The organism is Sediminibacterium sp. (assembly GCF_030695065.1).
Classification (GTDB): domain Bacteria; phylum Bacteroidota; class Bacteroidia; order Chitinophagales; family Chitinophagaceae; genus Sediminibacterium.
The window spans coordinates 130075-145250 of the sequence record NZ_JAUYTR010000007.1 but is presented as its reverse complement, the minus strand read 5'-3'; the positions used below and the strand labels follow the sequence as shown (position 1 = coordinate 145250).

At 37.8% G+C, this 15176-nt stretch carries 9 protein-coding genes; 6 read left to right on the top strand and 3 right to left on the bottom strand.

The window, feature by feature from the left end:
* Window positions 1-57 precede the first annotated feature (57 nt).
* Both Q8S25_RS01920 and Q8S25_RS01915 read left to right on the top strand, forming a co-directional pair.
* On the top strand, window positions 58-996 hold the full coding sequence (locus tag Q8S25_RS01920; protein WP_305534341.1) for an ABC transporter ATP-binding protein: 939 nt from the start codon (window positions 58-60) through the stop codon (window positions 994-996).
* A gap of 4 nt (window positions 997-1000) precedes the next feature.
* Complete coding sequence (locus Q8S25_RS01915; RefSeq protein ID WP_305534339.1) at window positions 1001-2338, top strand: ABC transporter permease; 1338 nt, start codon at window positions 1001-1003, stop codon at window positions 2336-2338.
* Between the two features lie 75 nt (window positions 2339-2413).
* Here Q8S25_RS01915 and sprA read toward each other — a convergent pair whose 3' ends face one another.
* Window positions 2414-9640, bottom strand: a complete 7227-nt coding sequence (gene sprA / locus Q8S25_RS01910) for a cell surface protein SprA (RefSeq protein ID WP_305534337.1) — start codon at window positions 9638-9640, stop codon at window positions 2414-2416.
* 72 nt (window positions 9641-9712) lie between these two features.
* Entirely contained in the window at window positions 9713-10297 is a 585-nt protein-coding gene (ruvA, locus tag Q8S25_RS01905; RefSeq protein ID WP_305534335.1) for a Holliday junction branch migration protein RuvA, read from the bottom strand.
* A gap of 71 nt (window positions 10298-10368) precedes the next feature.
* Between ruvA and Q8S25_RS01900 the strand changes: the two genes are divergently transcribed.
* Genes Q8S25_RS01900 through Q8S25_RS01885 form a run of 4 tightly spaced genes read left to right on the top strand, consistent with a single transcriptional unit; the run spans window position 10369 to window position 14266 of the window.
* Complete coding sequence (locus tag Q8S25_RS01900; protein ID WP_305534333.1) at window positions 10369-11367, top strand: beta-ketoacyl-ACP synthase III; 999 nt, start codon at window positions 10369-10371, stop codon at window positions 11365-11367.
* Window positions 11368-11401: 34 nt separating this feature from the next.
* Window positions 11402-12625 carry a PLP-dependent aspartate aminotransferase family protein gene (locus Q8S25_RS01895; RefSeq protein WP_305534331.1) on the top strand — a complete coding sequence of 408 codons (1224 nt, stop codon included), beginning with the start codon at window positions 11402-11404 and terminating at the stop codon, window positions 12623-12625.
* Window positions 12622-13083, top strand: coding sequence for a GNAT family N-acetyltransferase (locus tag Q8S25_RS01890; RefSeq protein ID WP_305534329.1), 462 nt, complete (start codon window positions 12622-12624; stop codon window positions 13081-13083). Before Q8S25_RS01895 ends, Q8S25_RS01890 begins: the two co-directional genes overlap by 4 nt.
* The gene (locus Q8S25_RS01885) at window positions 13040-14266 is read left to right on the top strand and encodes a glycoside hydrolase family 5 protein (protein ID WP_305534327.1); all 1227 of its coding nucleotides are present in this window, start codon (window positions 13040-13042) and stop codon (window positions 14264-14266) included. The genes Q8S25_RS01890 and Q8S25_RS01885 overlap by 44 nt, the downstream gene beginning before the upstream one ends.
* 9 nt (window positions 14267-14275) lie before the next feature.
* On the opposite strand, the gene fabD is transcribed toward Q8S25_RS01885, so the two are convergent.
* On the bottom strand, window positions 14276-15172 hold the full coding sequence (fabD, locus tag Q8S25_RS01880; protein WP_305534325.1) for an ACP S-malonyltransferase: 897 nt from the start codon (window positions 15170-15172) through the stop codon (window positions 14276-14278).
* Window positions 15173-15176: the final 4 nt, after the last annotated feature.

Below are 15176 nucleotides of genomic sequence, written 5' to 3'. Positions count from 1 at the left end.
ATATTTTGTTGAAAGGCAACACTAATCATTACATTTAGTTCATATATAAATAAGCATATGAGTGCAATTTTAGAATTAACCAATTTGAGAAAACATTACGCCACCCAAAAAGCGGTAGACGATATTAGTTTCTCCATTGAGCAAGGAAGTATTTTTGGATTACTGGGGCCAAATGGTGCAGGTAAAACCACCTTATTGAGAATGATAACAGGGATATTTTATCCAGACAGTGGTCATATTCAATTTGATGGACAAACCTTTGATCCATTAAACGACATTATCAAGATTGGCTATATGCCAGAAGAAAGGGGCTTGTACAAGAAAATGAAAATTGGTGAGCAAGCCATGTACTTAGCACAGCTAAAGGGTTTGAGCAAAGCAGAAGCAATGCAAAAAATCAAGTTTTGGTTTAAGAAATTGGAAATGGAAACCTGGTGGAATAAAAAAGTTGAAGACCTTAGTAAAGGAATGAGCCAGAAATTACAATTTGTAACAACGGTATTACACGAACCCAAACTCATTATTCTAGACGAACCATTCAGTGGCTTAGATCCACTCAATGCCAACCTAATTAAAGAAGAAATATACGGCTTGGCTAAAAGAGGCAGTACCGTTATATTCAGTACACATAGAATGGAGCAGGTAGAAGAAATTTGCGACCATATTGTTTTGGTAAACTTGGGCAAGAAAATTTTAGATGGAACAGTCCATAATATAAAGCAGCAGTTCAAAGAAAATAAGTTCAGTATTAAATTAAATGAATTGCCAGGAACATTAAGCGCACCAGCTTTCAACATTGTGAATGTAAACAACAATGAATTGGTATTGCAAATTAATGAGGGATATAAAAGCAATGATATTTTAACCCATTTCTTAAACAACCAATGCACCATTGAATCTTTTCATGAAATTCTTCCTACCCTCAATGAAATTTTCATTAGCCAGGTAGAAGGCACACACGCAACTGCAAGAGCATTTCAAAAAATAGACAACTAATTATATGAACAAGATATTGATTATTATACAGCGCGAATACCTCAGTAGAGTAATGAACAAGCGCTTTCTACTGACTACCATTCTCACCCCCTTAATTATGGTGGGCTTTATAGCAGGAGCTGCATTCCTTGCCGCAACAGATAAAGAAATGCATAAAATTGCGGTAGTAGACCAGAATGGTTTCTTTAAAGGAAACTTAAGAGATGCAAGTGATGTCAAATTTGAATTTCCTACTGATGTAGATACTGCTAACTATTCAAAGAAAGGCTATACCGATATTATTATCATTCCAAAATTTGAGGGAACAGCCAAAGCAGAATACATCATTCGATCTAAAAAAAGAATTGGCTTAAGCTTAGAATCTAAAATTGAAGACAGAATTAATGATGCCATTGAAGACCAAATGTTGCAGCAGGCAGGTATAGATAGAGCAAAGCTAGATTCCATCAAATCATCTTCACAGTTTGCGGAAATGAAATCATTGGAAGAGTCTGGTGATTCTGTAAAAGAAAGCAGTGCTGCACTCTCTTATGGAATTGGATTTGGATCAGGCATGCTCATCTATATCACGATGTTTATTTATGGCGCCATGGTTATGCGTGGGGTGATGGAAGAAAAAACCAATCGTATTGCAGAAGTGATGATCAGCAGTGCAAAACCTTTTCAATTAATGATGGGAAAAATCATTGGTATTGGCGCAGTGGGGTTAACCCAATTTTTTGTTTGGATCATATTGATTTTTGGCATCATTGCTGCTTCACAATTTTTTATTCCGCAAGATGTGCTTCAGCAAGTAGCTGAATTGCAAAAAGCCAATGCACAAATGGGACCTGGCGCTTCAATGGCACAAGCAGGCGAAACAGCGCAGAAACTCTATAAGTTTCAAAACACCATGAGTACTGCCAACTGGCCATTAATTATCAGTTGCTTTATTTTTTACTTCTTGGGTGGATACTTATTTTATGCTTCTTTATTTGCGGCTGTTGGTTCAGTAGTTAACGAAGATCCACAAGATGCTCAAAGTTTAATGTTACCGATTACAATGCCCATCATTTTCTCTTTCATTATTATGAGTCGTGCTGTGGAAGATCCAAGCACGAGTATGGCTACTTGGGCAAGTATTATTCCATTTAGTTCTCCCATGGTAATGATGGCTAGAATTGCATATGGAGTACCAGGCACCGTACCTTATTGGCAATTGGCTGCAAGTATGCTCACTTTAGTTGGAAGTTTCTTATTAACTACTTGGTTAAGTGGAAAAGTATATCGTACGGGTATTTTAATGTATGGTAAAAAGGTTGGCTGGAAAGAAATTGGTAAATGGGCTTTCCGAAAAAACTAAACTCAGATTCACAATAAAAAAGAGTGCGACAACAATCGCACTCTTTTTTTTTAGCAATCAAATCATTTTAAAATATTATTGCGCCAACGAAATCCGCACATTCACTCCAGCCCTTGTATTCGTAATAGGCGCTGATGTAGAAATATACGGTGTAACCCTACGTTGATCAAAGAATAGTTTCACATTAATCCTACTGTTGATTACATAATCAATGGCAGGCTGAATAGTGATTTCTTTTTGGCCACCCGTACCATAGGCATTGGTTTGGTCTAATCTACTATTGCTGATAGATACATCTCTTACAGAAACATCTAGTTTTAAATTCAAGTCGTTTTGCAATCCTTTACCTGCTATATTAAACGGCAATTTTAATCCTCTCTTTCTCCAATTCAATCCCACAATCCATTCGGTACTTCTGCTTTCACTTAATTGGTAATCTATTAAACTCAAGCTAAGTTGTCTGCTCTTTCTAAATTCTAAATTGAAATTGAATTGACCAATGGTAGTGAAATCAATTTTTAATAAAGGTTCAAAGCGTTCTGCCATGCTAATATTAGGAACCAAGAAGAATGGAATAAAGTTTCCACTGGTAGTATCAATAAATCCAGGCGCACTTAACCTGAATGGATCTTGGTACAGTAGTGCACTGCTAAAACTATTCATACTCAACTGACCATTGTAGCCATGACTAATGGTAAAATTGCTAAACATAGAAGCAATTGCTGGTATTTTAGTGAGGCCGGTATAAGTTAATTTCCAATTGGGCTTAGGAATAATTCCACTAAATGGATTCGCGCTTATTTTACTTGCACCTTCTCTTAATAAAGCAATGGTGTTAGGATCTTTCCCAGTATAAGCAGCCAAGAAAGAAGGTATTAATACATCTTGTGCATACCTGCCATATCCGGTGGCATACCCATCAGAAGTAAATTGTTGGTTCGCAGGCAATTGCTGCCAATAAGGATTTAATGCAGCTACTCTTCTAGATACCACCAAACGATTGGCTTCAAACTCCTTGAATGTAGCAGACAATTCATTGGGATTACTGCTACCAAATAAGGTATTGAAGGCAATATAAGAAACACTGAAACCGCCATTAAACAATGGATTCAATTGCCCAAAATTATTGCCCGAACCTGTAGTGTCTTTAATTAGTGCGGTATAGTCTTTGGTAAATGATTTATCTAAATTAATATCAATTAATAACTCACGTATGGGCTCAATTTGTGCAGTAATACTAAGCCTTTGTTCAAAACTTTGTCTGTACAAGAAATTGAATGTACTGTCTTTGGTTAATAAGCCTTTTGAAATCTTGTTGTTGATCCAATTAGCATCGGGTTGTTTACCAAACACATAATCTAAACCAGGTGCCATGGTTTGAAAATTCTGACCAATAAAATGAGTACTATCCATATAACCCGGCAATCTGCTTCTAAAGTTTTCGCCATAATTAATAGAAATATTTTTAAACATGGTTATGAACTTACCCGCCGATCTTTCAAGCCCTCCAAGCTCTGGCGTAGTTGCTTGTCGCAACATTTTTTCTGCATTCTTGATATCCCTTCTTTGTTGTCTCCAACGCTTTAAGGCATCGGTTCTTTTTTGACCAATCAATCCAGCTATCACTTCTGCTTTAGTAGGAAATACTGACCCCAATGGATTCACAACTGGTGGTGCACTTTTGCCATTCTTAGGATCATTCTTAGAACGCGGTGGTGGAATATTATCCAACGCACGCATCCACCTAGATTTGGCATATAGATTTCCAAAATTGAACTGCGCATTCAAATTGTTCTCTTGTGAATTTTCAATAGTATTTCCTAAGTTAACAGCTATTCTACTTGCCCCTATCCAACTATACGAAGTTCCATAACTGTATCGGGCGGTAATCCAATCTGAGAAAGGAAACTTATTCAATGGAATATTGTAATTCATAATGGCCTTCTGCTGATACAAGGTATTTCTACCACCTTTAAAGAAATTTGTTCTAACAGAATCTTTTTTAAGTTTGGTATCAATTCTTCCAAAAGGCTCGTCTATTCTAGCGTTGTTGGTTGCGTTAAAATCTACGTTAACAGAGCGGGTTAAATCCCACCGTAAATTATAAAAACGATCAAACGTAAAATACTTATCGTAAGTAGTATCTACTCTATCTACTTTGCTATTTACTGTATTAACAATTCGAGGAATAAACTCACCAAATTGTCTATTGATATCTGCACGGAAACTTAAGAAAGAAGGCTTCAAATTAAAATTAGCATCTCTAACAAATGCCAACCAAGGGCTCTTGCCTTTAATCATTTTTTTAAATGGCTCAATAAAATTATTTTGTCCAATATAAGTGTATCCCAAACCACCTCTATGTCTGGTTACTTTGTTTTGCGCAATAACCGGACTGGTATGTTCTGTTTGGGTAAAGGAATAACTAAAATCAAAATTACTCAAGCTTAATAAGCCCGCTCTCCCTTGCCCTTGCAGCACTCGAACATTGGTGAAGTTTAATGTTTTGATGGTGGTAATATCGGCCGCCGCTCTTTTGATAGAGTCCCGTTTATCTGGGGCAGCCGCATTTAATTTATCTCTGTAATTAACGTCCATATCATATGGATCAAACTCAGGCGTTAAAGTAGAGCGATTTATACTTGCATAAATGGGTACAGATAATCTGGCTTTTTTAGGAACCAATTTACCTGCATCAATATTTGCAGCCACATCAAATTGCATTAAATTATCTCTGGCTCTTTCGTTCACTCTTTGTTCAATGGTACCAAATCCTTGCGTATACGTATTGGCAGAAACAGATAGGGTTCCCAAATCGGCCAATACCAAATCTACTCTTCCGAGTGCAGCATATCCCCCTTTTTCATCTAAGCCAGACAACCTTAATTCATTGGCCCAAACTTCAGCACTAACTGCTACCCCATTGGGTCTAGCAGGATTTTCTACTGCAACTAAAAATCCACGCACTTCCCCTAAATTAGGATTACCCATGATAGACATGGTTTTATTGCCAATGATTTTTCTATAAATATTGCTTAACGAAGCACCCGAATTATTTCGCTCTAATTTTAAATCAATTAAGTCTCTCAGCAAGAAATCAATATTATTTTCTTCTGGCCAAACCCTTGCTTCTTGTCCACGAGGATAAATGCCAGGTGCAGTTATTTTAAGGGGAACTTTAATTTCATAGTAGTTGTTTAAAAAATCTTGCCCAATTCTAATAACCGCTCTTATTTCATTGTCTACCACTGGTCGTTGCCCAGTAATAGATTCTGCGTGTAAATACATAGACAATTTGGTATATCTTCTAATATCCAAATTCAATGTTTTAAATATTCCCCTTGCATCACCCGCTTGTAAATTATTTACCCGCATAGAAATGGCTTGTTCATTCTGCTGAAGGTTTACACCGTTATTGCTCAGTAATTGAACACGTTCTACATTCGGAGGCATTAAATAATTCACAGGTGTTCTACTGCTGTTCTCTTCTAAGTTTACTGCAAGCGTATTAAATAATGTTCCAGTTGTAGTATTGATTGGAGTATAAGAACCAGTAGTATCTAAATTATAAATAAACTGGCGCCACTGGTTTCTTACTAAATCTAGTCGAGCCAATCTAACTACAACCGAATCTTCAAAATCGGTCATGAATAAACGAACAAAACGAATTGATTTAAAGTCGGGAATATTTCCAATTTTTCTGGTATAGCCCTTAATGGGGACCCTGAATAAATACCAATCTTCTGTTCTGGTTACTCCATCTGCAGAATTAACAGTTACTCTTTTCTTATCGGTAATATAAGGCGTTCTACCCACATCCATTCCAGGAGCCAATGGTACTTCATATTCATAATAAGATTCAGATTCATTCAAGGTATTGTCTCTGTTTAAATCTTCATTATCAGGATACAATGTTGCAGCAGAAGTGAATATGCCGTCTGAAGTAGCTACAGGTGAATTGCCCTGCGGATTATTAAAGTTTTTATAGCGGCCTAAAATACCCGTTCCAACGGCATCAAATGAAGGGTCTCTGTACCACTGATAGTTATCGTTAGATGGATCTTGAAATGCACGCTGATAAACTGCAGAAGCAGGACCAAAATTGTTGGCCAATTGTTGCAAAATATAACTCTTCTTTCTTCGCTCTGCTATATCATCAATTCCATCAAAACCCACATCTTGAAAAATACGATCATTAGGGTCGTTGCTGAATGCTTGAGTAATTTGAATTGGATTCACTGGTGTTTTACCCCAAGTATTACTGCTATCAACCGAAGCAGGAACCGTAGGTGTATTCATTCCGTTTTCATAAAAGCGACGTCCATCTTTTAAAATGTCTTCACTAATATTACCAAAGTTTAAAAATAATTTTCCTCCTCTGCTTGCAGGATTGGTAATAAAAGGATTTTGCATCCAGAACTCAACAAACTCAATATTGTTTGTTTCAAAATCTGTTTGATCAATCGCTCGCATAATACCACCCCAGCGAGTGGTTGGATTACTCAAACGACCATTGGCATTAATTTGTCCAGGTCTGGTTTCAAAATTATAAGGACCTTTTTCAGTTGGATAAAAAGCCAAATCAAAAGTAGCAGCTTGAACGTCGGTAATATTGGTAGTACGCTGAGGAAACAATTCGTTGGTAAATACTTGACGAACACGAGGGTCACTTAGCTCGGCCAAATTTCTGCGCAATGGATTATTCGGGCTATTCTTGTCTTGTAAATTGGGTTCAATATTGTACCAAGCCATTTTTGCTCGGTTAAAATTATAATCAATTGAATCGGTTAAAGTAGATTCAGGAAAACGAGGATTCCCTTGCGGTGTAGAAGCCAAAGCCCAAGACACAAAAGGAAAACGCAAATCAATGGAAGCTCGAGTTCCTTCAAAATCATCAATGAAAATTAACCCCTGGTCTCCTTTCCCTATTTGTGGTGGATGTCCGGGCTTTAATACAGCAGCTTCTCCATATGCATTTATAGAAGACTTGGCTTTAGTAGTATAAAAAGGAAGTTTATCTAATAATCTAGTTAATCCAGGCAACTCTGATCTATAACTAAAATCTACTCCATACATGGTATTTCTAATAGGGTCATCACCATAACCCATTTTAGTAAAGAAAGGGCGCTCACCCAATCTTACCATAGAAGCCCCAACCGATAATTTTTTACTCGCTAAATAGTCTACCCGTAATCCAGCAAATCCTCTTTGCTGCATGCCAAATCCAATATTGTTTTCAAAGTTTACTTTAACTGGAATATTCGCACTTAAAATACCTTGGTTTAAAATTTTAACTGTACCCAAATTGTAATCCACAATAAAGTCTGCACCTTCTCTTAATACTTGCCCGCCTGCAGTAACCGATACCGAACCTTGTGGAATATTAAATGTGTTCAAATAAATTTCAGAACTACCACCCGATCCTTTCACTTGACCTTGCATCACAAATCGATTCACATTGGCAAATGTTTGTGCAATGGCTTTAATTGAATCATACAATTGATAGTACACATATTTATCCTTGGTAGCTTGAGGCAAGCCAGTAAATGCAAGGGTATCTAAGTCTCTACCAAAAGGCTCTAATACCGGAAACACCACCCTACCCATTTGGGGCAAAATGGTAAAGCCTTCTATATAATCAAATACGCCATCGGGCTGTGGATCGTTTCGGTTGTTGAGTCTGTCTAAATTTAAAATACGCAAAAGTGGTTGACCGTCTACAGCAGGAGCCGTTTCAGGCAAGAATCTTTTTAACCCACCACTGGGCTCTTCGTATAATACATTTAATTTAAAATCGGTTCTTTCAATCCCGCCAAATAAATCAAGCGAATAAACATTCTTCATCATCCAACTCCAGATAGGTAGGTTGGTTCTTTGTGAAGTGGCTTTTAATAATTTTAAGAACAATACTTTTTGTACGCCCTTATTAGAATCCAAAGAAATATCCTGTGAAAATTCACCCACTTGAAACACCCTACCATTGTAGGTATATTGATAAGCAACTGCTAATACTTCATCTGCTTGCAATTGGGTATTAATAGAAAGGAAACCCGCTTGTGCATTAAAATAATATTCGTTGGTAGATAATTTTCGGGCAAATGTTTTTTCAAAATCATCTACTGGTCTTAAGCCCTTGGTCAATAATAAACTATTGATGAACGCAGGATTTCTTGCATTGGGATCGCCTGCTAAAGAAGCATATAAATTATTGGATCCATTGGCAGGTAAAGGATTACTGGTTAAAGACTGAATAGAAGGATTAAACGGTGCTGGTTCTCCTAAATCCATCAAACCCACAATATCTCTTGCATCGGTAGTTGCCCCTGTTCTATTGGTTACCCAAACTTCCATGCGCTGAATTTGTACCTGAGAATTCACAACAGGTAAATTGCGCATGGTTTTATTAAAATTGTCTTTAAAATATTTCCCCAATAAAAAGTGTCTGTTCTCTTCGTATTCATCCAATCTTTTTTGAAAGGATTGGGTTGCAGCACCTCCTTGTAAATTTAAACTCTGCCTAGATGAACGTTGGTTGGCCAAAGCACCTGTCACAAATAATTTTCCAAATTGAAATTGTGCCTTAACCCCAAATAAGTTTTGTGCACTTGGTATTAGGGTACCCTTCGATTGAAAAGAAATATTACCTGCTTCAATACTCTTGATAATTTCATCATCCATGCCCTTGTAATCTAATTTCAATTGGTTGTCGAAACCTAAATTGGTAAGGGTATTATAGTTGATGGGGAACTTGAGTTTGTCACCAATATTGGCATTCAAATTCAAGTTGGCATTCATATCAAAATCGAAGCCACCATTTTTTCTAGCACGTTCAGGCAAAGTAGGATTCTTGATATTTTGTCCTTGATATCCTGCCATTACATTTACTTCACCAGAAGGACGAATATCTACTTTAAGGTTTTGACCAGTTAACCCAAATATGCGGTCGAATAATTTAGGATAAGTTTGTAAGGGAGGCCGCTTACTTTTTTGATTTAACAGAGAAAGGGCATTGGCTCTTTTTTTAAAATAATCGTTCTCCGATTTCTTTGCTTCCAATTTCCAAAAGTCTTCAAAAGAAATAGCAGCGGGTTTGCGGTACCAAATATTGCCAATTTTTTCACTAACAAAATAAGACTTGGTTTTAGGATCGTATTCCGTCTTTCTTTTTACTAATCCAGTATCCTTAATATCGAATGGATTTTTGTTGGGTGCACTTATTGCATCACCCCTTCTGTCTTGAATAGGAAAACGCAAACTGTCTTTGGTTTGGGCAAAAGAATTATTACACCACAAAATGGTCAAACAAAAAAATACAATGGTGTAGGAATACTTCAACAACAGTCCCGCTTGGTTAAGTAAAGCTCAATTCGATGGCTATAGGTTTTTGAGTGCTAGTTTAATAATTTCTTCTAATGAACTGTTTTCTGGGGATATTTGCATGGTTTTCTTAACGGCTTGTTCGGCCATTACTCTGCCAATGCCCAATGAAATTAAGGCATTTATTGCATCCGAATCTATTTGCGGGGTAACAAATCCGGGTAAAATATTTTCATTATGCTGTTTAGCCAGCTTATCCCTTAGTTCTACAATCAATCTTTCAGCCGATTTTTTACCAATCCCCTTGATTCCTTCTAGCTGTTTGGTGTTTCCCTGAACAATGGCACGGGTTATTTCTTCGGGCTTCATACCAGACAACATCATACGGGCAGTAGAAGCACCTACTCCAGACACACTAATCAATTGTAAAAAAAGGTCTTTCTCAGACAATTCTGCAAAACCAAAAAGGGTATGTGCGTTCTCAGTAATATGCAAATAAGTGAACAATTGCCCGCTTTCTTTATTGCTAATGGCAGAAAAGGTATTTAGGCTTATTTGAAGATCATACCCCACTCCATTCACATCTACCACAACACGGGCAGGTGTTTTAACTGCAAATTGACCACGAACAAAAGCTATCATAATTGAGACGAAAATAGCAAAAAGAAAGCAATTAGCCTTACCTTCAACCTTTTATATAACCCTGATAATAAATGAATAAAAGAAGCGCAGCAATTACCGCAGTAGGAGGATATGTTCCCGAAACAAAGTTGACCAATTTCGATTTAGAAAAAATGGTAGATACCAACGACGAGTGGATTAGAACCAGAACCGGAATAGAAGAAAGAAGAATTTTAAAAGAGCCCGGCAAAGCAAGCAGCGATATGGCTGTACCTGCCATACAAGAAATTCTTCGCAAGAAAAATCTTGCACCAACAGATATTGATTGCATTATTTGTGCAACTGTTACACCCGATATGGTATTTCCTGCAACCGCCAATATTATAGCCGATAAATTAGGCGCAACCAATGCATGGGGATTTGATTTGAGTGCAGCATGCAGTGGGTTCTTATATGCCGTTACAACAGGAGCCATGTTTATTGAGAGTGGCCGCTATAAAAATGTGATTGTAGTTGGGGTAGATAAAATGAGTGCCATCATAGACTATACCGATAGAGCTACTTGCATCATTTTTGGAGACGGAGCTGGAGCAATATTATTACAACCAACCGAAGAAGAAGTGGGCATTAAAGACAGCATCTTGCGCAGTGATGGAAGTGGCAGACAATATTTACATATGAAAGCGGGTGGATCTTTAAAACCAGCAACGGTAGAAACAGTAATGGCTAAGGAACACTATGCATACCAAGAAGGACAAGCGGTTTTCAAATTTGCGGTGAAAGGCATGGCCGATGTTAGTGCCGAATTATTAGAGCGAAACAATTTAACAGCAGACGATATAGCATGGTTGGTACCACACCAAGCCAATTTAAGAATTATTGATGCTACTGCCAATCGCATGGGTTTACCCAAAGAAAAAGTGATGATTAATATTCAGAAGTATGGCAACACTACTGCTGCAACATTGCCACTTTGTTTATGGGATTGGGAGAAACAATTAAAGAAAGGAGACAATATTGTTTTGGCAGCATTCGGGGGTGGATTTACCTGGGGTGCAACATGGGTTAAGTGGGCTTACGACAGTGAATAATAGCCAATAATAATTTCTAAAAGAACCGAAGGGTATGAATAAAAAGTTTAAAGGAATTGGAACCACTGCAATACATGCATCTGGCCATGCCAATGCAGACCATGCACACTTAACACCTGTTTATGCTAGTTCAACTTTTACATTTGATACAGCAACAGAAGGCAGTGAGCGTTTTGCAGGAAAAGACAAAACCAAAATATACAGCAGATGGGGCAACCCAAGTTTTACTGTTGCTGAAGAAATTATTGCAGCACTAGAAACATTTTTACTTAAGAACGAGGCAGGGGATCCGCTAGAAGTAAAAGCCCTATTGCATTCAAGCGGTCAAGCAGCATTGAGCACGTTGTTTCTAGGTACTTTAAGCAAAGGAGATGCCGTATTAACACATCATGCATTGTATGGTGGCACACACGAACTCTTGCATAAAGTATTAGCGGATACAGGTGTTGAGACAGTTATGATCAACCTAAATAATGAAGCGGAAATTGAAGCGGCGCTTGTTCAATATCCTTCTATTAAACTGATTCATATTGAAACACCCTCCAATCCTACCCTGCGTTGTATAGATATTGAAAGAGTTTGCACAATAGCAAAAACAAAAAATATTTTAGTTTCTGTAGACAACACTGCCGCAACGCCTTATTTGCAGCAACCCTTTAAATGGGGTGCAGATTTTGTAATGCACAGTACCACCAAATTTTTAAATGGACATGGAACGGCAGTAGGTGGAATATTATTAGGAAAAGACCTTGCGTTAATGAACGGACCTATTTGGAAATGGCATGTTTTATTAGGAGGCAATAGCAATGCATTCGATTCATTTTTATTAACCAATGGACTAAAAACATTAGAGTTAAGGATGGAGCGACACTGTAGCAATGCTGTACAGGTTGCTAATTTTCTAGCCCACCACGAAGCAGTAGAAAAAGTAAATTTTTGTGGACTACCCACACACCCAGACTATGCTATTGCAAGAAAGCAAATGAAGCAAGCAGGGGCTTTAATGAGTTTTGAATTAAAAGGTGGATTAGAAGCAGGTAAAAAATTTATTGACGCTTTACAAATTTGTGTGAGAGCCATTTCATTCGGAACACCCGATACACTTTTATCGCATCCTGCTAGTATGAGTCATATGGGATTATCCAAAGAAGAACGTTTGCAATTTGATATTACCGACGGATTAATCAGACTCAGTGTTGGAATAGAAAATGTAGAAGATATTATTGCCGATTTTGAACAAGCCCTTAACAAACTATGAATATCCAAATCAGAAGAGCCGAAGCACGAGACTGTGCAAGAATATTAACATTAATTAAGGAGTTGGCTGTTTACGAAAAAGCACCAGACGAAGTAACGGTAACTTTAGACCATTTTATAGAAAGTGGATTTGGAGAGAAACCAGTATGGTGGGCATTTGTAGCCGAAGAAACAAAGGAAGACGGAAGCAACGAAATCCATGGATTTGCACTCTATTATATAAGATACAGTACATGGAAAGGACAAAGAATGTACTTAGAAGACCTATTAGTTACAGAAAAAATGAGGGGGCAACATATCGGAAAGCTGCTTTTTGAACGTTTAATAGAAGAGTGTAAAGAGAAAGGGCTAAAAGGGATGGTTTGGCAGGTGTTAGAATGGAATGAGCCCGCTATACATTTTTATAAAAAATACAATGCCAATTTTGATCCGGAGTGGATCAATTGCAGCATCAACTAAAAATAGAAAAGTGAGATTGAACAAAGGCATTATTGGTTTACTGGTTGGAGTAACAGTATTATTTGCGGCTTGTTCTAAAACAGGAACATCAGCAGATCCAGTTGTTGGCCCCAAAGGAACAGCAGTAGACAAATTAGCCAAAGGAATCAATCTCTCTAATTGGTTTAATGATTATTCCGATGCAGGGCAATACGCCAATCGATTCAATAACAACCACTATAAACAAATTAAAGATGCAGGTTTTACTTATGTAAGATTGCCCATTGGGCCATCTGTTATTAGTAATCCAAGTAAGATTGAAGAATTGCAAGCAGCCAATTTAGTACATGTAGAAAATGCAGTTAAGGGCATTACTGCTGCAGGTTTATCGGTTGTTTTAGAAATGCATGCAACGGGTGATAATTTTGAAGCAAGATTGGCTATAGACCCATTAGCAAGATTGTCTTTCAGACAGTTTTGGAAAAACTTAGCCAACCATTTTAAAGCATACGACACATCAAAAGTGTTTTTTGAAGTTTGGAACGAGCCGCATATTGGCGCAGAACGTTTGGTATCGGGCATCGACAAAAATTGGTGGGCACCTTATCAAGAGCAAATAGTGAATTCTATTAGAGAAGCTGCACCCAATCATTATATTATTGTGACTGCAGAAAGCCACAGTAATTGGTACGAGCTAATACAATTACAACCCATTGCAAAGAAAAACATCATTTACAATTTTCATTTTTACGAACCATTCACCTACACGCACCAAGGAGCAGATTGGATTGGCGCACCATATTCGTTTATCCGCTTTCTTCCCTATCCTGGTAATCCTACCAATGTGAGTACATTGGCAGCCAATGCATCTAATGCAGGAGCCAAGTTTCAAATTGAATGGTATGGCCAACAACAGTTTGCTGCCGACTCTATTAATAAAATTATGCAGGCCGTTTACAACTGGAGTACACAGAAAAAAGTAGATGTAATCTGCAATGAATTTGGCGTACACAAAAAAGTAGCTCCACCCGAAAGCATTCTCAATTACATGACCGATATGTCTACCTACCTCAACAAGTTTGGAATTGGTTGGGGAGTATGGGACTACGATGATACATTTGGCATTGCAACTTATACCACAGGCACAAGGGCAGTATTACCGGTTTGGGACAACGGTATACTAAAAGCCTTGAAATTAAATTAGCCGCAATAATTAACTAAAGCCATTAGTGGTAACGGTTGCACCAGCAATTTTACCTACCAATCCTTGCAATACTTTACCAGGACCACATTCAGTAAACTCAGTAGCTCCATCGGCCACCATTGCTTGCACACACTGGGTCCATTTAACGGCACCGGTTAATTGATTAATTAAATTTTGTTTTATTTCTGAAGCATCAGAAACTGCTTTTGCAACAGTGTTTTGGTAAACAGGACAAGTGGGGGTATTAAATACAGCAGCTTCAATAGCAGCAGCCAATTCTTCTTTAGCAGGTGCCATTAAAGGAGAATGAAAAGCACCACCAACAGGAAGCACCAATGCACGCTTTGCGCCCGCTTCTTTCATTCTAATACAAGCTAAATCGATGGCTTTGATAGAGCCACTAATCACCAACTGCCCAGGACAATTATAATTAGCCGCCACCACTACTTCACCCGTTTCAGCTTGAATAGCCGCGCAAATTTCTTCTACTTTCTCATCTGCTAAGTTTAATACCGCAGCCATTGTAGAAGGATTCAATTCACAGGCTTTTTGCATGGCTATAGCACGAATGCTAACCAACTCAAGTGCTTTATCAAAAGCCAACACACCATTGGCAACAAGGGCAGAAAACTCACCCAAAGAATGACCAGCAACCATATCAGGTTTTGCGTTTTCAATGGTTTTGAAAACAGCAACAGAATGTATAAAAATAGCAGGTTGGGTAATATTGGTTTGCTTTAATTCTTCGTCGGTTCCAGCAAACATGGTATCACTAATACGAAAGCCTAAAATATCATTGGCTTGTTCAAATAGTTCTTTTACAGAAGAATGCGCTTCATATAAATTTTTTCCCATTCCAGAAAACTGAGCGCCCTGACCAGGGAATACAAAAGCATGCTTTGCCATGAAT